The organism is Streptomyces sp. NBC_00190 (genome assembly GCF_036203305.1).
In the GTDB taxonomy this organism is placed as follows: Bacteria; Actinomycetota; Actinomycetes; order Streptomycetales; family Streptomycetaceae; genus Streptomyces.
In genome coordinates this window covers 5,230,164-5,248,341 of the sequence record NZ_CP108131.1, presented here as the reverse complement: position 1 = coordinate 5,248,341, position 18,178 = coordinate 5,230,164, and the positions used below count along the sequence as shown (strand labels likewise).

The 18,178-nt window shown below is 71.1% G+C and carries 18 protein-coding genes; 9 read left to right on the top strand and 9 right to left on the bottom strand.

What is annotated here, in order from left to right; all coding sequences use genetic code 11:
- Nucleotides 1-57: 57 nt before the first annotated feature.
- The gene (locus tag OG429_RS25470) at nucleotides 58-966 is read left to right on the top strand and encodes a 1-aminocyclopropane-1-carboxylate deaminase/D-cysteine desulfhydrase (RefSeq protein WP_328927577.1); all 909 of its coding nucleotides are present in this window, start codon (nucleotides 58-60) and stop codon (nucleotides 964-966) included.
- On the opposite strand, the gene OG429_RS25465 is transcribed toward OG429_RS25470, so the two are convergent.
- The gene (locus OG429_RS25465; RefSeq protein WP_328927576.1) at nucleotides 950-1,870 is read right to left on the bottom strand and encodes a hypothetical protein; all 921 of its coding nucleotides are present in this window, start codon (nucleotides 1,868-1,870) and stop codon (nucleotides 950-952) included. The genes OG429_RS25470 and OG429_RS25465 overlap by 17 nt on opposite strands.
- A gap of 77 nt (nucleotides 1,871-1,947) precedes the next feature.
- Complete coding sequence (locus OG429_RS25460; protein WP_328927575.1) at nucleotides 1,948-3,531, bottom strand: Na+/H+ antiporter; 1,584 nt, start codon at nucleotides 3,529-3,531, stop codon at nucleotides 1,948-1,950.
- Nucleotides 3,532-3,596: 65 nt separating this feature from the next.
- Between OG429_RS25460 and OG429_RS25455 the strand changes: the two genes are divergently transcribed.
- The 3 genes from OG429_RS25455 to OG429_RS25445 all read left to right on the top strand — a co-directional run bounded on the left by OG429_RS25455 (nucleotide 3,597) and on the right by OG429_RS25445 (nucleotide 5,500).
- Nucleotides 3,597-3,857, top strand: a complete 261-nt coding sequence (locus OG429_RS25455) for a UBP-type zinc finger domain-containing protein (protein ID WP_328927574.1) — start codon at nucleotides 3,597-3,599, stop codon at nucleotides 3,855-3,857.
- Nucleotides 3,858-4,061: 204 nt separating this feature from the next.
- The gene (locus OG429_RS25450) at nucleotides 4,062-4,475 is read left to right on the top strand and encodes an anti-sigma regulatory factor (RefSeq protein ID WP_030153599.1); all 414 of its coding nucleotides are present in this window, start codon (nucleotides 4,062-4,064) and stop codon (nucleotides 4,473-4,475) included.
- Between the two features lie 11 nt (nucleotides 4,476-4,486).
- The gene (locus OG429_RS25445; protein ID WP_405681362.1) at nucleotides 4,487-5,500 is read left to right on the top strand and encodes an RNA polymerase sigma factor SigF; all 1,014 of its coding nucleotides are present in this window, start codon (nucleotides 4,487-4,489) and stop codon (nucleotides 5,498-5,500) included.
- A gap of 31 nt (nucleotides 5,501-5,531) precedes the next feature.
- On the opposite strand, the gene OG429_RS25440 is transcribed toward OG429_RS25445, so the two are convergent.
- On the bottom strand, nucleotides 5,532-5,990 hold the full coding sequence (locus tag OG429_RS25440; protein WP_328927572.1) for a hypothetical protein: 459 nt from the start codon (nucleotides 5,988-5,990) through the stop codon (nucleotides 5,532-5,534).
- An 84-nt stretch (nucleotides 5,991-6,074) separates the two neighbouring features.
- Here OG429_RS25440 and OG429_RS25435 point away from each other — a divergent pair, with 84 nt between their 5' ends.
- Nucleotides 6,075-7,040, top strand: coding sequence for a diacylglycerol/lipid kinase family protein (locus OG429_RS25435; RefSeq protein ID WP_328927571.1), 966 nt, complete (start codon nucleotides 6,075-6,077; stop codon nucleotides 7,038-7,040).
- A gap of 317 nt (nucleotides 7,041-7,357) precedes the next feature.
- Nucleotides 7,358-7,615: a WhiB family transcriptional regulator gene (locus OG429_RS25430; RefSeq protein WP_003953983.1), complete on the top strand. Its 258-nt coding sequence runs from the start codon at nucleotides 7,358-7,360 to the stop codon at nucleotides 7,613-7,615.
- A 156-nt stretch (nucleotides 7,616-7,771) separates the two neighbouring features.
- Here the strand turns inward: OG429_RS25430 and OG429_RS25425 are convergent, their stop codons facing one another.
- Both OG429_RS25425 and OG429_RS25420 read right to left on the bottom strand, forming a co-directional pair.
- The gene (locus tag OG429_RS25425) at nucleotides 7,772-9,241 is read right to left on the bottom strand and encodes a sensor histidine kinase (RefSeq protein ID WP_328930415.1); all 1,470 of its coding nucleotides are present in this window, start codon (nucleotides 9,239-9,241) and stop codon (nucleotides 7,772-7,774) included.
- A gap of 419 nt (nucleotides 9,242-9,660) precedes the next feature.
- Nucleotides 9,661-10,254, bottom strand: a complete 594-nt coding sequence (locus OG429_RS25420) for a TetR/AcrR family transcriptional regulator (protein WP_328927570.1) — start codon at nucleotides 10,252-10,254, stop codon at nucleotides 9,661-9,663.
- Nucleotides 10,255-10,338: 84 nt separating this feature from the next.
- Here OG429_RS25420 and OG429_RS25415 point away from each other — a divergent pair, with 84 nt between their 5' ends.
- Both OG429_RS25415 and nagB read left to right on the top strand, forming a co-directional pair.
- Nucleotides 10,339-11,100, top strand: a complete 762-nt coding sequence (locus OG429_RS25415; RefSeq protein ID WP_328927569.1) for an SDR family oxidoreductase — start codon at nucleotides 10,339-10,341, stop codon at nucleotides 11,098-11,100.
- Between the two features lie 166 nt (nucleotides 11,101-11,266).
- Nucleotides 11,267-12,052: a glucosamine-6-phosphate deaminase gene (gene nagB, locus OG429_RS25410; RefSeq protein WP_328927568.1), complete on the top strand. Its 786-nt coding sequence runs from the start codon at nucleotides 11,267-11,269 to the stop codon at nucleotides 12,050-12,052.
- 139 nt (nucleotides 12,053-12,191) lie between these two features.
- Here nagB and OG429_RS25405 read toward each other — a convergent pair whose 3' ends face one another.
- From OG429_RS25405 to OG429_RS25390, 4 genes are all read right to left on the bottom strand, one after another.
- Complete coding sequence (locus OG429_RS25405) at nucleotides 12,192-13,694, bottom strand: glycoside hydrolase family 3 protein (protein WP_328927567.1); 1,503 nt, start codon at nucleotides 13,692-13,694, stop codon at nucleotides 12,192-12,194.
- A gap of 7 nt (nucleotides 13,695-13,701) precedes the next feature.
- Nucleotides 13,702-14,589 carry a carbohydrate ABC transporter permease gene (locus tag OG429_RS25400; protein WP_405678592.1) on the bottom strand — a complete coding sequence of 296 codons (888 nt, stop codon included), beginning with the start codon at nucleotides 14,587-14,589 and terminating at the stop codon, nucleotides 13,702-13,704.
- Nucleotides 14,586-15,605 (bottom strand): carbohydrate ABC transporter permease, encoded by a 1,020-nt coding sequence (locus OG429_RS25395; RefSeq protein ID WP_328927566.1) that lies wholly within the window; start codon nucleotides 15,603-15,605, stop codon nucleotides 14,586-14,588. Before OG429_RS25395 ends, OG429_RS25400 begins: the two co-directional genes overlap by 4 nt.
- 135 nt (nucleotides 15,606-15,740) lie before the next feature.
- Nucleotides 15,741-17,024 (bottom strand): extracellular solute-binding protein, encoded by a 1,284-nt coding sequence (locus OG429_RS25390; RefSeq protein ID WP_328927565.1) that lies wholly within the window; start codon nucleotides 17,022-17,024, stop codon nucleotides 15,741-15,743.
- 292 nt (nucleotides 17,025-17,316) lie between these two features.
- Here OG429_RS25390 and OG429_RS25385 point away from each other — a divergent pair, with 292 nt between their 5' ends.
- Complete coding sequence (locus tag OG429_RS25385; RefSeq protein WP_328930413.1) at nucleotides 17,317-18,081, top strand: GntR family transcriptional regulator; 765 nt, start codon at nucleotides 17,317-17,319, stop codon at nucleotides 18,079-18,081.
- Nucleotides 18,082-18,178 lie beyond the last annotated feature (97 nt).

The following is an 18,178-nucleotide window of genomic DNA, read 5'->3' as shown; positions in this document are numbered from 1 at the left end:
GTGTGGGCGGGGCTCTGACGTGCGATGGCACGGGCAGGAGCGGCCCACAATGGGTGGGTGAACCGCCCCGCGAACCTTGACGTGCTCCTGCAGCCGCGCCCGCCGTCCCCCTTGCAAGAGGTCCGCGACGACCGGTTCGCCGCGCACGGCGTGCGGCTGCTGCTCAAGCGGGACGACCTGGTGCACCCGGAGCTTCCCGGGAACAAGTGGCGCAAGCTCGCGCCGAACCTGCGGGCCGCCGTGGCCGCCGGGCACGACACGCTGGCCACCTTCGGCGGGGCCTACTCCAACCACCTGCGGGCCACGGCTGCCGCCGGGCGGCTGCTCGGGCTGCGGACGGTCGGCGTCGTGCGCGGCGACGAGCTGGCCGGGCGGCCGCTCAACGACTCCCTCGTCCGGTGCGCGGCGGACGGCATGCGGCTGCACTTCGTGTCCCGGGCCGACTACCGCCTCAAGGCCGAGCCGCGGACGCTGGCCCGCCTGCTGGACGGGGCCGGTGCGCAGGAGGCGTACGTCGTCCCGGAAGGCGGCAGCAACGTCCTCGCCCTCGCGGGCTGCGCCGAGCTGGGCCGGGAGCTGCGCGGGCGGGCCGACGTGGTCGCGGTGGCCTGCGGGACGGGCGGCACCCTGGCGGGCCTGGCCGCAGGGCTCGACCCCGGCCAGCAGGCGCTCGGCGTGCCGGTCCTGGCGGGCGGGTTCCTGGACGCGGAGATACGTTCCCTCCAGCACCAGGCCTTCGGCGGCCCGGCCGGCGGCTGGGCCCTGGCCGAGGGCTTCCACCACGGCGGCTACGCCCGCGTCCCGGCCGCGCTGGACGCCTTCGCCGCCGACTTCGAGGCCCGCCACGGCCTCCCGGTCGAGCGGATCTACGTGGCCAAACTCCTCTGGGCCCTGGCCGAGCTCACCGCCTCCGGCACCTTCCCGCGCGGCACCACCCTGGCCGCCGTGGTCACGGGCCGGCCGTGACCGAGCGCGTGCGCAGCCAGTACGACCGCGTCGCCACCAGCAGGGCCAGCCCGTATCCGGCGAAGGCCGAGAAGCCGATCCAGCCGACCAGCACCGCGTCCGCCGGGGAGTGGAAGTCACCGGCACGGACGCTCACCACCCCGGCCGAAGCCAGCGTCAGATAGCCGACGCCGAACAGGCCGTAGGGCACCAGCGTGCCCACGCCGATCAGGGCGGGCCCGAGCGGCAGCCAGCGCGGCACCCGGCGGCCGCGCAGCGCGAGGGTCCACCGCGGGAAGACCTGCCCCCACGACCCGACCAGGCCGAAGAGCAGGAAGACCCCGAGCGCGGCCAGCAGCACCGTGCCGTCCAGCCCCCAGCGCTCCAGGGTGAGCCAGAGTCCGGACGCCCCGTTGCGCTCGGAGGCCGCCAGCATCTCCGCGCCGCTGATCCCCGCGAAGGTGCCGCCCAGCGCCCACGTCAGCTTCATCGCCACGTACGGAACGAAGGCCAGCGCTCCCGCGCACGCGGCGAGGTGCGCCCGGCGGGAGGCCGCGGAGGGCTGCGGCGCCACCACGGGCCCGGTCCCACGGGGTCGTGCGGCGCCCGCGAGCAGCACCGCGCCCAGCAGGCCGAGCGCGTGCAGTACCGCCGCCGCCCCGTCGTCGACCCCCTGCGCGAACAGCAGTCCCACCACGTCCATCAGCAGGCCGAACCCCGCAGCCGCGGACAGCCCGCAGGCCGCCCACAGCACCGCCCGCCGCCGCACGGCCAGCCCCGCCCCGGCCACGGCGGCCGCCCCGGCCAGCCCCCAGGCGAGCGGCGGCGGACCCGCCCCCAGCAGGCCGGCGCCGAGCGCGAGGGTGCTCGTACCGGCGGCCCAGAATCCGCACGCGGCCGAAGAGTTCGGAGAGTTCGGTGTCATGGGTCGAGCCTCGGGTCCGGCGCGGCCCGGCGCGTCGGCCCCCGGTCCCATCCCGCTCCCCCGTGCGGGGGACGGGATCAGCCCGCCTCCTCCCGGTACGCCGCCGCTTCCTCCAGGTCCAGGCGGCGCAGCAGCGCCCGCAGCATCTCGTCGTCGATCCGCCGCCGGTCCCGCAGCGCGACGAAGACCTCCCGCTCCGCCTCGATCATCTCCCGCGCGAGGCGCCGGTAGATGTCGTCCGCCGACTCCCCCGTCACCGGGTTGACCTCGCCCAGCCGCTCCCACACCGCGTTGCGCCGGCGCTCCAGCACCGTCCGCAGCCGGTCCGCCAGCGGCGGCGGCAGCGTGCTGTTCTCCGGTTCCTCCAGCAGCTCCGCGAGCCGTTCCTCCGCCGCCCGCGAGGCTTCGCTCTGCGCCTGCGCCTCCGCCAGCGTCTCGGCCTGCGCATCGCGCGGCGGCAGCCTCAGCAGCCTGATCAGCGGCGGCAGCGTCAGCCCCTGCACCACCAGCGTCCCGATGACCGTCGTGAAGGTGAGGAACAGGATCAGGTTCCGGTGCGGCACCGGCATCGGCACGGAGAAGGCGATGGCCAGCGAGACCACGCCCCGCATCCCGGCCCAGCCCACGATCACCGGGGCCTTCCAGTTGGTCTCCGGCTCCCGCTCCCGGATCCGCTCCGACACCCACCGCGGCACGAAGGTCGCCGGGAACACCCACAGGAACCGGGCCACCACCACCGCGACGAACACCACGACCGCGTACCAGGCCGCGTGCAGGCCCTCGTACTCCCCGAGCCCCTTGAGGACCACCGGCAGCTGCAGGCCGATCAGCGCGAAGACCACCGACTCCAGCACGAAGGCGATCACCTTCCACACCGCCTCCTCCTGCAGCCGGGTGGCGAAGTCGACCTGCCAGTTGCGGTGCCCGATGTACAGCGCCACCACGACCACGGCGAGCACCCCGGAGGCGTGCACACGCTCGGCCGCCGCGTACGCCACGAAGGGGATCAGCAGCGAAAGGGTGTTCTGGAGCAGCGGCTCCTTCAGCCGCTTGCGCAGCTGGTGGATCGGGACCATCAGCAGCAGGCCCACGCCGATCCCGCCCACGGACGCCAGCAGGAACTCCGCGATCCCGCCCGCCCAGCCGGCGCTCACCCCGACAGCCGCCGCCAGGGCCACCTTGTACGCGGTGATGGCCGTGGCGTCGTTCACCAGGGACTCGCCCTGCAGGATCGTGGTGATCCGGTTCGGCAGCCCGAGCTTGCGGGCGATCGCGGTCGCCGCGACCGCGTCCGGCGGCGCGATCACCGCGCCCAGCACCAGCGCGACCGGCAGCGACAGGCCCGGCACCAGGAGGTACGCCGTGTACCCGACGGCGATCGTCGCGAAGAGCACGTAGCCCACCGACAGCAGCGCGATGGGCCGGATGTTCGACCGCAGGTCCAGGTACGAGCTGTCGACGGCGGCCGTGTGCAGGAGCGGCGGGAGCAGCAGCGGCAGGACGATGTGCGGGTCGAGGGTGTACGGGGGCACCCCCGGCAGGTACGCGGCGACGAGCCCGGCGGCCACCAGCAGCAGCGGCGCCGGCACCGGGGTCCGGCGGGCCACGCCCGCGACGGCCGCGCTCCCCGCGACCAGCGCCACCAGCTGCAATACCTCCATCGAAGATCCCCTCCCCGCCCGTCGGAGCCATCGCGCACCCGCACCCTGGCCGTACGCTGGCAATCATGAGCGAGTGCACCCACGTTGCCGAACTGCCGCGCCCCGAGCCCGCCCCGTCTGACCTGACCTGCCCCGAATGTCTGGCGATCGGCAGCCACCCCGTGCAGCTGCGGATGTGCCTGGAGTGCGGACGCGTGGCCTGCTGCGACTCCTCGCCCCACCGGCACGCCACCGCGCACCACGAGCAGACCGGCCATCCGGTGATGCGGAGCTTCGAACCGGGCGAGATGTGGCGGTGGTGTTTTGTCGACGGTTCGATCGTCTGAAGCGGGGTAGGTCAACCCTCCGCCGGTTCCCCAGATTTGGGCCCGCAGACCCCTAGCCACTGTGCGTACCCATGGGCTTACCATCAGTCACTGGCCGTGGGAAGGGGTGCCCCCAGCGGGCGCCACGAGGGGTGCCGCGACACGATTGCCCGGATCGCGATAGCGTCACCGGCGAACACAGCTCGTACCACCTTGGAGGTGAGGGTGTCCCAGATCGCAGGCGAGCCCGGGACCCAGGACTTCGTGGAAGTCCGGCTGCCCGCTGCGGGTGCCTACCTGTCGGTGCTGCGGACGGCCACGGCCGGCCTCGCGGCACGTTTGGACTTCACTCTCGACGAGATCGAGGACCTCCGCATCGCGGTGGACGAAGCCTGCGCGATCCTGCTCCAGCAGGCCGTGCCGGGCTCCGTCCTCAGCTGCGTCTTCCGGCTGGTGGACGATTCGCTGGAGGTGACCGTCTCGGCGCCGACCACGGACGGACGTGCGCCGGAGCGCGACACGTTCGCCTGGACCGTACTGTCGGCCCTGGCCGGCAAGGTCGAGTCGACGGTCGAGGAGGACCGGACGGTGAGCATCAGTCTCTACAAACAGCGCGGCGCGGGACCAGGCCCGGCGTGAGCGGCGGGGAGATCCCGGTGCGGGGCGGGGATCGGCCCCGGGTACGGCACGAGGTCGACGGCGGCATCCCGGAGCAGCAGCACGCCCGGCCGCACCCGGCTGACGCGGATGCGGAAGACGGCTTTTTGGACTCGGCGGAGCGACGGGCGGGCCCTATGAGCGAGAACCAGCACGACCAACCACAGCCACCCCAGACCCCGGCGGTTCCGGTGGCACCGGCGGAGCCCCTGGCGGCTCCGATCTTCCCGGTGGCGCAGGCGCTGCCGGATCCGCGCGACCGCAGTGGCGCGCGGGCCCTGTTCATCGAGCTGCGGGCGCTGCCCGACGGCTCGGCGGAGAAGGCGGAGCTGCGCAACCGGCTCGTACGGATGCACCTGCCGCTGGTCGAGCACCTGGCGCGGCGCTTCCGCAACCGCGGCGAACCGCTCGACGACCTGACGCAGGTCGCGACGATCGGCCTGATCAAGTCGGTGGACCGGTTCGACCCGGACCGCGGGGTCGAGTTCTCCACGTACGCCACGCCCACGGTGGTCGGCGAGATCAAGCGCCACTTCCGTGACAAGGGCTGGGCGGTACGCGTACCCCGGCGCCTGCAGGAGCTGCGGCTCTCGCTGACGACGGCCACGGCCGAGCTGTCCCAGCAGCACGGCCGCTCCCCCACGGTGCACGAGCTGGCGGAACGGCTCGGGATCTCCGAGGAGGAGGTGCTGGAGGGGCTGGAATCAGCCAATGCCTACAGCACGCTTTCGCTGGACGTCCCGGACACCGACGACGAGTCGCCGGCGGTCGCGGACACCCTGGGCGCGGAGGACGAAGCCCTGGAGGGCGTCGAGTACCGCGAATCCCTCAAGCCGCTGCTGGAGGGGCTGCCTCCGCGGGAGAAGCGGATCCTGCTGCTGCGGTTCTTCGGCAACATGACCCAGTCGCAGATCGCCCAGGAGGTCGGCATCTCCCAGATGCACGTCTCGCGCCTGCTGGCCCGCACCCTGGCCCAGCTCCGCGAGAAACTCCTCGTCGAGGAGTAGGCGAGGAGCCGGGGAGTAACAGCGGCAGCGGTTATCGGGTCTCTTCGCGAGGCCCGATTCCGAGGGCCACGGTCGCCGTCGGGTTCACCAGCAGGGCCACGACGGCCACCGCGGTCGCGGCCAGGACCACGGCGGCGGCGATCATCGCGCCGCCCGTGGAGTACAGGGTCCAGGCCACCGGCAGCGCCATCAGCTGGGTGATCAGGGCCGGGCCGCGGCTCCAGCGGCGGCCCAGGCGCAGCCCGCGGGCCGCGACCAGCGGCAGCGCGGCGAGCGCGAGCAGCGTGATGCCTCCCGTCTCGGCCTGCTGCGGGGAGTCGGGGTCGCCGGCGATGCCCACGAACAGCATGTAGACACCCAGGCCTGCCAGCGCCAGACCCTCCAGGGCCGTCAGCACGGCGGCGGCGGTCAGCCGGCCGGGCAGGACGGCGGGCCCGGCGGCGGGGGTGGCGGCGGGGACGGCGGCTTTCGGGGGCTGCTTCTTGCTCACCCCAGCAGGGTAGCCGCGGGCCCCGCAGGCCGGAGGGGACGGGCAGTAGGGTCCGCGTCCGAAGGGGTGGGTAGTCTGGCGCTCATGCGTGCACTTCTCGTGGCCAACCCAGCAGCGACGACCACCAGCGCGCGCACGCGTGACGTCCTGACCCACGCCCTGGCCAGCGAGATGAAGCTGGAGGCGGTGACCACCGAGTACCGCGGCCACGCCCGTGACCTGGGACGCAAGGCCGCGCACGAGGGGCTCGACCTCGTCGTGGCCCTGGGCGGCGACGGCACGGTCAACGAGGTGGTCAACGGACTGCTGCACGACGGGCCCGATCCGGAGCGGCGGCCCCGGCTGGCGGTGGTGCCCGGCGGCTCCACCAATGTGTTCGCCCGCGCCCTCGGCCTGCCCAACGACGCGGTCGAGGCGACCGGCGCCCTGCTCGACGCACTGCGCGAGCAGCGGGAGCGGACGGTGGGGCTGGGCCTGGCGGCCGGCGCCCCGGGCACGGAGGACGAGTCCGTCCCGGCCCGCTGGTTCACCTTCTGCGCGGGCTTCGGTTTCGACGCGGGCGTGGTGGGGCGGGTCGAACAGCAGCGCGAGCGCGGCAAGCGTTCGACGCACGCCCTGTATGTACGACAGCTGATGCGGCAGTTCCTGGAGGAACCGAACCGCCGACACGGGACGGTCACGCTGGAGCGCCCCGGCGCGGATCCGGTGACGGACCTGGTGCTGTCGATAGTCTGCAACACCTCGCCGTGGACGTATCTGGGCAATCGTCCGCTTTACGCCTCCCCGGAGGCGTCGTTCGATACCGCACTTGACGTATTGGCCCTCAATCGTTTGTCAACTCCGGCGGTCGCGCGCTACGCGACACAGCTCCTGACCTCGACTCCTGAGCGGGGGCCGCACGGCAAGCATGCGGTGTCTCTGCACGATCTGACGGACTTCACCTTGCATTCGAAGGTGCCGCTTCCGTTCCAGATGGACGGAGACCACCTCGGTCTGCGCACCAGCGTTCGGTTCACAGGCGTACGCCGGGCACTGCGTGTGATTGTGTGAGTGGAAGGACCCAAAGTCCTTTCACTCGAACGTTTACACGCTGGTCCACCCCCAGGATGTAGGGCTGTGACCTAGTAGACACCGACGAATCAAAAAAAACTTTCCGGAAGGGGTTGTATCCCCGTCCGAGGTTTGCGAATCTCTACATGGCGATCGGGACAGCCCGCAGAACCGGCACCCACACAGCCGCCAGAACCCCACCACGCATCTTCGGACCGCACCAGGCGACTGGGCGTCGGCCCTTCCCTCACGGGGGGATTCGTGAAAGCGTTCACATTCACAAGCAACGTGCATGTCACACAAGAGAGGTAGCAGCCATGGACTGGCGTCACAACGCCGTTTGTCGTGAGGAAGACCCCGAGCTGTTCTTCCCCATCGGCAACACCGGTCCTGCGCTGCTGCAGATCGAGGAAGCCAAGGCCGTATGCCGCCGCTGCCCCGTCATGGAGCAGTGCCTGCAGTGGGCGCTCGAGTCCGGTCAGGACTCCGGCGTGTGGGGCGGTCTCAGCGAGGACGAGCGCCGCGCGATGAAGCGCCGCGCCGCTCGCAACCGGGCGCGCAACGCCAGCGCCTGACAACGACTTTCGAGCCTCGACGCGCAGCGCGTAGAACCGTATAAGCGCTCAGCAACGTGCTCTTGAGCCCCGGACCGAGAACCCTTCGGTCCGGGGCTCAGTGCTGTCCGGGCAGCGCCCGAATCGAAGTCGTCACACCGAGTGACGACTTCGCCGCTACTTCTGCGGGCTGGACGGGATGTCGAGTACGACCTTGGTGCCGCGCGGCTCCGCCCGGAGCATGTCGAAGGTGCCGCCGAGCTCGCCCTCCACGAGGGTCCGTACGATCTGCAGCCCGAGGTTGCCGGCCCGCTGGGGGTCGAAGCCCTCGGGCAGACCGCGGCCGTCGTCAAGGACGGTGATCAGCAGCCGGCCGTCCTTGCGGCCGGTGCCGGAGCGGATCGCGGAGACCTCCACGGTGCCCCGCTCCCCCTGTGCGAAGGCGTGCTCCAGGGCGTTCTGCAGGATCTCGGTCAGCACCATCGACAGCGGGGTGGCGACCTCGGCGTCCAGGATCCCGAACCGGCCGGCACGCCGGCAGGCGACCTTGCCCGGCGAGATCTCCGAGACCATCGCGATGACCCGGTCGGCGATCTCGTCGAACTCGACCCGCTCGTCAAGGTTCTGAGACAGCGTCTCGTGCACGATCGCGATCGAACCGACGCGGCGCACGGCCTCGTTGAGCGCCTCGCGGCCGGTCTCCGAATCCATCCGCCTGGCCTGGAGCCTGAGCAGCGCGGCCACGGTCTGGAGGTTGTTTTTCACCCGGTGGTGGATCTCCCGGATGGTGGCGTCCTTGGTGATCAGTTCGCGTTCGCGACGGCGCAGCTCGGTGACGTCACGGCAGAGCACCAGGGAGCCGATCCGGATCCCCTTCGGCTTGAGCGGGATGGCGCGCAGCTGGATGACCCCGCTGTTGCCCTCGACCTCGGTCTCCCGGGGGGCCCAGCCGCTGGCGAGTTTGACCAGGGCCTCGTCCACCGGGCCGCGGGAGGGGGCGAGTTCGGCGGTGGTGTTGCCCAGGTGCTGGCCGACGAGGTCGGAGGCGAGGCCGAGCCGGTGGTAGGCGGAGAGCGCGTTCGGGGACGCGTAGGTGACCACGCCCTCGGCGTCGAGCCGGATGAGGCCGTCCCCGACGCGCGGGGAGGCGTCCATGTCGACCTGCTGGCCGGGGTACGGGAAGGAGCCCGCCGCGATCATCTGAGCGAGGTCGGAGGCGGACTGGAGGTAGGTGAGCTCCAGCCGGCTCGGTGTACGCACAGTGAGCAGGTTGGTGTTCCGGGCGATCACGCCCAGGACCCGGCCCTCGCGGCGCACGGGGATCGACTCGACGCGCACCGGCACCTCCTCGCGCCACTCCGGGTCGCCCTCGCGCACGATCCGGCCCTCGTCGAGCGCGGCGTCGAGCAGCGGGCGGCGGCCTCGCGGAACCAGGTGGCCGACCATGTCGTCCTGGTACGACGTGGGACCGGTGTTCGGGCGCATCTGAGCGACCGAGACGTACCGGGTGCCGTCGAGGGTGGGCACCCACAGCACGAGGTCCGCGAAGGAGAGGTCGGAGAGCAGCTGCCACTCCGAGACCAGCAGGTGGAGCCACTCCAGTTCGGTTTCACTGAGAGCGGTGTGCTGGCGTACGAGGTCGTTCATGGAGGGCACGTGGCGAGCGTACCCCGGGTACGCGGCATGACTTTCCCCACGGGAATACTCAGGAGTATCCAGAAGGCCCGAAGGCCGCGTACTGTTGGATGAAGTGACGGGATTCCAGGGCCCGCCATTGGATGGACAGAAGAGAATGGTCTAGTCCACAATTGCCTGAAGCTTCCGCCCTCCCCGCACAGGAGGACGGATCGAGGTAAGCCGCGCACTCTGCCCTGACTGCGCCGGCACCTCCCACCGGCCGCGGGAACCGCACACCCGCCGGCCGTAAGTACTCCGGGCTACGGTGCCGGGCGGGCTGAGGGTCCCGTCAGGCACCGTGGCCCAGAGGAATTTCCGGGGCCTTTTTCATTTCCCAGGCCTATTCGGGGGACGGGGCCACGCGGCTCCGGTCCGGCGCGGTCCCCGGTCTACGCGGGCCAGGCCAACAGGGCCCGCTCCGCGACCGCCTCCAGCTCCTCCCGGCTCGCCCCGTCGCGCGACTGCTGGGACATCCCCTGAAGCACGGCACCGGCGTACCGGGCCAGCGCCCGCGCGTCCGTGTCGGCGGGCAGCACGCCGGTCGCCATGTCGGCCCGGATCCGGCTCTCGAAAAGCTCCAGGCTGGCGTTGCGTCGCTCGCGCAGGGCCTCGGCCACCTCGTCCGAGGCGGTGTTGACCGCCGCGCTGATCACCAGGCAGCCCGGCGGGTGGGCCGGGTCGGTGTAGATCTCGGCAGCCTCGCGCAGGATGCGGCCGACGGCCGCCCGGGCGGTGGGCTCCTCGGCCAGCGCCACGCCCGCGAAGTCCGCGTAGCGGCCCCCGTACACCATGACGACCTCGTCGAAGAGCTTGCGCTTGTCCCCGAAGGCCGCGTACAGGCTGGGCGCGCCGATGCCCAGCGAGGCGGTCAGGTCGGCGATGGAGGTCGCCTCGTAGCCGCGCTCCCAGAAGGCGAGCATGGCCTTGTCCAGGGCGGCGTCGCGGTCGAAGGAGCGGGGTCTGCCACGCTGTCCGGTCACCATGCCCGGATTCTATAGCGGGCGCTATGGAATCTGATACGTTCCTTTCTGTAGCGACCACTAGCAAATGCTGAAGGGGGGCGCGTCATGGGCGTGCTCAAGGGGAAGACGGCGCTGGTCACGGGCGGCAGCCGGGGTATCGGCCGGGCCGTGGCGGAGCGGCTGGCGCGCGACGGGGCGCTGGTCGCCGTGCACTACGGGCGGAGCGAGGCCGCGGCGAAGGAGACCGTGGCCACGATCGGGGCGGCCGGGGGACGGGCCTTCGCCATCGGGGCCGAGCTCGGGGTCCCGGGCGACGCCCGGGCCCTGTGGGCGGCGTACGAGGCCCACCCGATGCACACCGACGGCGTGGACATCCTGGTGAACAACGCGGGCGCCGCGACCTTCGCCGGAATCTCGGACACGGACGAGGAGACGTACGACCGGGCCCACGCGCTCAACGCCAAGGCGCCGTTCTTCGTGATCCAGCACGGACTGGCCCGGCTGCGGGACGGGGGCAGGATCGTGAACGTGACCGGCACCCCGGACATCGCCCTGCCCGCGATCCTGGCCACGGTCATGGCGAAGGGCGCGGCGAACGCGCTGACCCGGTCGCTGGCCGCCGAGCTGGCCCCGCGCGGGATCACGGTGAACTCGGTGGCGCCCGGCATCACCGCGACCGACCTGAACGCGGAGCTGCTCGCGGACCCCGGGACCCGGGCCCACCTGGCCTCGCGCTCGGTGTTCCACCGGGTCGGCACGGCGGAGGAGGTCGCGGACGTGGTGGCCTTCCTGGCCTCGCCGGACTCCCGCTGGGTGACGGGCCAGCACCTGGACGCCACGGGCGGCCTCCAGCTCTCGCTGGTCTAAGCGTGATCTAAGCGACGCTTAGCCGGCGCCGGCGGCGGATCCCGGTACCCGGGAGGCCGGGCGCCGGGATCCGGACCACGATGGATGTGGGCGGGACCCCCGCCACAGGCGGCCACCTCTGCTAGATTGGTCTATACCACCACCACTCCAGATCGGCAGGCCCCGCGTGGAAGTTGTCATCGTCCCGGACGCCAAGGCTGGCGGCGAGCTCATCGCGGAGGCCATGGCCGCCCTGGTCCGCCGCAAGCCCGATGCCCTGCTCGGCGTGGCGACCGGCTCTACCCCGCTGCCCGTCTACGAAGCCCTCGCCGCCAAGGTCAGGGCGGGGCGGGTCGACGCCTCCAAGGCACGGATATGCCAACTCGACGAGTACGTGGGCCTGCCGGCCGGGCACCCGGAGTCCTACCGCGCCGTCGTACTGCGCGAGGTGGTCGAGCCGCTCGGCCTGTCCGAGGCCTCCTTCATGGGCCCCGACGGCTCGGCGGCGGACATCGTCGCCGCGTGCGCGGCCTACGACCAGGCCCTGGCCGCGGCGGGCGGCGTCGACCTCCAGCTGCTGGGCATCGGCACGGACGGCCACATCGGCTTCAACGAGCCCTGCTCCTCGCTGGCCTCCCGCACCCGGATCAAGACACTGACGGAGCAGACCCGCGTGGACAACGCGCGCTTCTTCGACAACGACATCGACCAGGTGCCGCACCACGTCATCACCCAGGGCATCGGCACCATCCTCGACGCCCGCCACCTGGTCCTGCTGGCCACGGGCGAGGGCAAGGCCGAGGCCGTCGCGCAGACCGTGGAGGGTCCGCTGTCGGCGCTGGTCCCGGCCTCCGCGCTGCAGCTGCACCCGCACGCGACCGTCGTCGCGGACGAGGCCGCCGCGTCGAAGCTGAAGCTGGCCGACTACTTCCGGCACACGTACGCGGAAAAGCCCGCCTGGCAGGGCCTGTAGCCGTACCCGCCGCCGCCGGAGGGCCGGACTCCCCCTGAGGGGCGGTCCGGCCCTCCGTACGTTCCGGTGCCGGGCGCGGTACGCGACGAAGCCGGGCACCACCCCTGTGACGGGTGCCCGGCTCCGGCTCAGTGCGGGTTCACGCCCCCGCGATGACCTCGGCGGCGGCGCGGCCGCAGACGCGCGAGGCGCCGTGCGTCGCGATGTGCAGGGCACCGCGCGGCTGCGCCCGCGGGAGGCCCATCTCGACCACCACCGTGTCCGGACGCGCCGCGACCAGCGCGTCCAGGGCCCGCGTCATCCACGGGTGCCGGTGCGCGTCACGGACCACCGCGACGACGGTACGGTCCCCCGCCGCCGCCAGGATGTCCCCGGCCGAGGCGCCCTCCGGGTAGACGCCCGCCTCCGTGCCCGGGAGCAGCGAGCCCAGTTCCGCGGCCACCCCCCACGGGGTCTCGTCCCCCACCGCGATGTTCGCGACGGGCGCGAGCGTGGCTACGTACGGGGCGGACAGCGGGGTGACCGGGCCGGTGATCATCAGTGCCCGGCGGGCGGCCGTCAGGCCGATGCCGGATGCGCGGCTCCCCTCCTCCGGCCGCGCATCCGGCACGGCCCGGCGGGTCCACGCGGCCAGCGCGCGGACCCGGGCGGCCGCCTCGGCGAGCCGCTCCTCGGGGAGCGCGCCCTCGCGGACGGCCGCGACCAGCGCGTCACGCAGCCGGAGCACGGTCGCCTCGTCGGCGAGTCCGCCGCCGACGCAGATCGCGTCGGCGCCGGCCGCGATGGCCAGGACCGAGCCGCGCTCGATCCCGTACGTCCCGGCGATGGCGTTCATCTCCATGCCGTCGGTGACGATCAGGCCCTCGTAGCCGAGTTCCTTGCGCAGCAGCCCGGTCAGGATCTGCGGGCTGAGGGTGGCCGGTCGGGTCGGGTCGAGGGCGGGCACCAGGATGTGCGCGCTCATCACGGCCTTGGTGCCGGCCTCGATGGCCGCCCTGAAGGGGACGAGCTCGCGGGCCTGGAGGGTGTCCAGGTCCACGTCGATGCGCGGCAGCGCGTGGTGCGAGTCGACGTTGGTGTCGCCGTGGCCCGGGAAGTGCTTGGTGCACGCGGCGACGCCGGCGGCCTGGAGGCCTTCCACGTACGCGGCCGTGTGCCGGGCCGTCAGGTCGGTGTCGGCGCCGAAGGACCGTACGCCGATCACCGGGTTGTCCGGGTTGGAGTTGACGTCCGCGGACGGGGCCCAGTTGAGGTTGACCCCGCACTCGGCGAGGCGCCGGCCCAGTTCGAGGGCGACGTCGCGGGTCAGGGCGGTGTCGTCGACGGCGCCGAGGGCCAGGTTGCCGGGGAAGGACGAGCCGCCCCGGACCTCCAGGCGGGTGACGTCGCCGCCCTCCTCGTCGATGGCGACCAGGACGTCGTCACGCTCGGTACGCAGCTGCGCGGTCAGCGCGGCGAGCTGCTCGGGCGAGGTGATGTTGCGGCCGAACAGGCCGACGGCGGTGAGGCCTTCGCCGACCTGGCGCAGCAGCCAGGCGGGGGCGGTGGTGCCTTCGAAGCCGGGCTGGAGAACCGCGAGAGCGTCCCTGGTCACGGCGTCGTTCGCATCGGACGCGGTGGGGCGGTGCGCAAGGACAGTCATGGGGCCGTTATCCCTTCACGGCCCCGGCGGTCATGCCGCCGACGGCCTTGCGCTGGAGGAAGATGAAGATCAGCAGGACCGGGACCGCGAACAGCGAGGAAGCGGCCATGGTGGCGCCCCAGTCGTTGCCGAACGCGCTCTGGAACTCGGTCAGCCACAGCGGCAGGGTCTGCGCGGTCTTGTCCTTGTTCAGGATCAGGACCATCGCGAACTCGTTCCAGGCGGTGATGAAGCCGAACAGCGAGGTGGACATCAGGCCGGGGGCCAGCAGGGGGAAGATCACCTTGCGGAAGGCCTGGCCGCGGGTGCAGCCGTCGATCTGGGCGGCTTCCTCCAGCGTCACCGGGACGGCGGCGATGAAGCCGCGGAGGGTCCAGATGGTGAAGGGGAGGACCATCACGAAGTAGATCGCGGTGAGCAGCGGGAGGCTGTTCAGGACCTCGGCGTCGCGGGCGATCATGTACATCGCGATGACCATGACCTCCCAGGGGGCCATCTGGGCCATCATCACGGCGAGGACGAGGCCCTTGCGGCCCTTGAACTTCATGCGGGCGATGGCGAAGCTCGCGGCGAGGGCAACGAGCAGGGCCAGCAGGACGGCTCCGACGGTGACCAGGACGCTGTTGGTGACGTACGTCCAGAAGTTGGCGACCCCGGTGGCCTTGGTGAAGTTGTCCAGCGTCGGGGTGAAGACGAAGACCGGGTCCTTGGTGAGGATCTCGCTGGACGGCTTGAGCGCCGAGGAGAACATCCAGTACACGGGGAAGACGAAGACGAGGGCCAGCAGGAGCGCGCCGAGGTTCTTGGCGACGGCTCCGGGGCGGACCGGCCGGCGCGTGCGGAGCTTCTGCTCGGGTTCGGGGGCGGCGGCCTTCGGGGCGGTGGTCGTGCTCACTGCTCCTCCTCCTGCTTCAGGATCAGGCGGAAGTAGAAGGACATGACGATCACGAGGATCAGGATCGTCAGGACGGAGATCGCTGCGGCGAGGCCGTAGTGGGCCTGGCTCTGGCCCTCGACGTAGGCGAAGACCGGCAGGATCTCGGAGGCGCGGTCGGGGCCGCCCTTGTTCATCGCGTAGACCTGGGTGAAGGCCTTGAAGACCCAGATCACCTCAAGGAACGTGGTGACGAGGAAGAAGGGCTTGAGGTTCGGGAAGACGATCTTCCAAAAGGTCTGCCAGCCGTTGGCCCCGTCCATCCGGGCGGCCTCGTACAGCTCGGCGCCGACCGTGGTGAGGCCGGCGTACATGTTGAGGGCGACGAAAGGGATGGAGCCCCAGACGACCAGGATCGTGACGATCACGAGGGTGGAGAGGCCGGTCTCCATCCAGTTGTGCTGTTCGTAGCCGGTGAAGCCGGCGGTGCGCATGACCCAGTTCATGACGCCGAACTGCTCGTCGAACAGCCACTTGAAGACCTGTACCGAGGCGACGATCGGCATGGCCCAGGCCATCACCAGCGCCATCGACAGGACCAGGCGCATCTTCGTGCCGAGCTTGTTCAGCAGGATGCCGATGAGGCTGCCGAGCGTCATGATCAGCACGACGTTGGCCAGGGTGAAGGCGAAGCTGCGTACGACGACGGTCCAGAAGTTCGCGTCACCAAGGAGTTCGGTGTAGTTGTCCGGTCCCGCGAAGGGGTACTTCCGCTGGATGAACTCGATCTTGTTGATGTCCTGGAAGGACAGGATCACGTTCTTGATCAGCGGGTACAGCAGGAGCGTCGCGAGGGCGAGCACGGCGGGCCCGACCAGCAGGTAGGGCAGCCACCCCGAGGGGAGCGGCTTTCTGCCCCCGCGAGGAGACGTATGACCGGGGCCGGTCGTGGTGGCGGGCCCCTCGGGCCGCCCGGCGGACTTCAGTGGTGCGTCCTGTGGAGCGCTGGTCATCGCTCCCTGGGAGTGCACGGTCATGTCTGGCTTCCTCGCGGTTGACTGTGGAGTCAAATGCGCGACCGGGGGCACGGCAGGCGGCTGGGCGCCTGCCGCACCCCCCGGTGCGTTCACACTGCTGGGTAGTGCGGGTCGTGCCGGTACTGCGGGGCGGGACTACTTGTTGATGCGGCTCGCGATTTCCTTGTCCGCGTCCGCGCCCGCCTTGGCGGCGTCCTCACCCTTCAGGACCTTGGTCATGAACTCCTTGACGGGGTTCGGCTCGGTCTCGACGTTCGCCCAGCCCGGGGTGACCGGGGTGATCTTGCCGTTGACGCCGGCCTTGCCCATGGCCTCGGCGAAGGAGCCCGCGGCGGGGGCGAAGTTCGCGCCGGCCTGGTTGGGGAGCAGCGCGCCCTTGGTCTCGGCGGCGTACTTCGCCATCTGGTCCTTGCCTGCGGCGAGGGCCAGCCACTCCTTGGCGAGCTCCTTGTTCTTGGAGCGCTCGGCGACGGCGAGGTTCGAGCCGCCGAGGAAGACGGTGCCGGTCTTGTCGGCGGTCTTGCCCGGGATCGGGAAGTAGCCGAAGTCGGCCTCCTTGCCCGCGTCCTTCAGGGCCTTCTCCGCGCCGCCTGCCTCCCAGCCGAGACCGATCCAGGAGGCGACGCCGCCCTTGGGAACGATGTCGGTGGACTGCTGCGGGGTGGCCTCGTCCTTGTCCTTGGGGGCGGTGGAGTAGGCCTGGAGCTTCTTGTAGAACTCCATCGCGGAGGCGGCCTGGGGGGTGCCGAGACCGCCCTTCCACTTGCCGCCGTCCTTGACGGCGAGGTCGCCGCCCTCGTCCCAGATGAAGCCCGCGAGGACGTACCAGCTCTGTCCGGGGAGGTAGATCGGCTGCGTGGACGGGTCCGCGGCCTTCAGCTTCTCGAGGCCGGCGACCCACTCGTCACGGGTGGTCGGCGGGGTGACGCCCGCCTTCGCGAAGGCCTTCTTGTCGTACACGACGACGCGGTTGGCCGCGTACCACGGAGCGGAGTAGAGCTTGCCCTCGTACTCGGCCGAGGCGAGCATGCTCTTCTGCCAGGCGTCGGCGCCGAGCTTGGCCTTGTCCTTGGTCAGGTCGGCGAGGCCGCCGGTGACCGCGTATCCGGCGGTCTGGGTGTTGCCGAGTTCGAGGACGTCCGGCGGGGTGTTCTCGGAGAGGGCCGTGGTGACCTTCTCCTGGATGCCCTTCCACTGCTGCTCTTCGACCTTTACCGTGACACCGGGGTGCTTGGCCGAGAACTCCTTGTTGACCTCGTCGATCCAGGCCTTCGGCGCGGAGCCGTCCATCACCCAGACGGTGATCTCCTTGGCGCCACCCGCGTCGGTCGTGCCCTTGTCGTCGCCGCCGTTGCCGCACGCCGCGACTCCGGCCATCATGCCCGCGACACTGACCGCCGCGATGAGCTTGCGCTTCACGCCACCCTCCTCAGGGATGCTGCCTGCAACTTCCCTCGCCCGCCGCGGTGACATACGTACCAAGTACTGCCCGTGGGGCCGGGATCTGATCCATATTGGTGTAGACCAGTAGCTGGAGCTTGGCCTAGACCTTTAGGGGTGTCAAGGGTCTAATGAGCGGGTGCTCGGTCCGTTATCGGACCGACACCTGGGGAGAGAGAAGGCCTGTCCCCCCACACGTGTCACGATGTGACCGCACATATCGGAGGAGCCGGTGACGGCAGCGAAACTGGAGTCGGGAAGGCGGGCGGCGATGGCCACCGAAGGGGCGACCACGGAGCCGGAAGGCGGGGCGGCCACCCGCACGGCGCGCGTACCCAAGTACTACCGACTCAAGCGGCACTTGCTCGACATGACCGAAACGCTGCCACCCGGCACGCCGGTGCCGCCGGAGCGCACGCTCGCGGCCGAGTTCGACACCTCGCGGACCACCGTCCGCCAGGCCCTCCAGGAGCTCGTCGTCGAGGGACGGCTGGAACGGATCCAGGGCAAGGGGACCTTCGTCGCCAAGCCCAAGGTCTCGCAGGCCCTCCAACTGACCTCGTACACGGAGGACATGCGCGCCCAGGGACTGGAACCGACCTCCCAGCTCCTCGACATCGGCTACGTGACCGCCGACGACACCCTCGCCGGACTGCTCAAGATCAACACCGGCGGACGAGTCCTGCGCATCGAGCGCCTGCGGCTGGCCAGCGGTGAGCCGATGGCCATCGAGACCACCCACCTGTCGGCCAAGCGGTTCCCCGCCCTGCGCCGCTCGCTCGCCAAGTACACCTCCCTCTACACCGCTCTCGCCGAGGTGTACGACGTCCACCTCGCGGAGGCCGAGGAGACGATCGAGACCTCGCTGGCCACCCCGCGCGAGGCGGGCCTGCTCGGCACCGACGTCGGACTGCCGATGCTGATGCTCTCCCGTCACTCCCTGGACGCGGACGGCGAGCCGGTCGAATGGGTGCGGTCGGTGTACCGGGGCGACCGCTACAAGTTCGTGGCCAGGCTCAAGCGACCCGCCGTCTAGCACTCGGTCCCACATACCGGAATACGGACGGGGTCTTACGTTCTCCGGGCAATCCCCCGTAGATTCCCTGCGCTTGGGCAGTGATCGACGAGGGGAC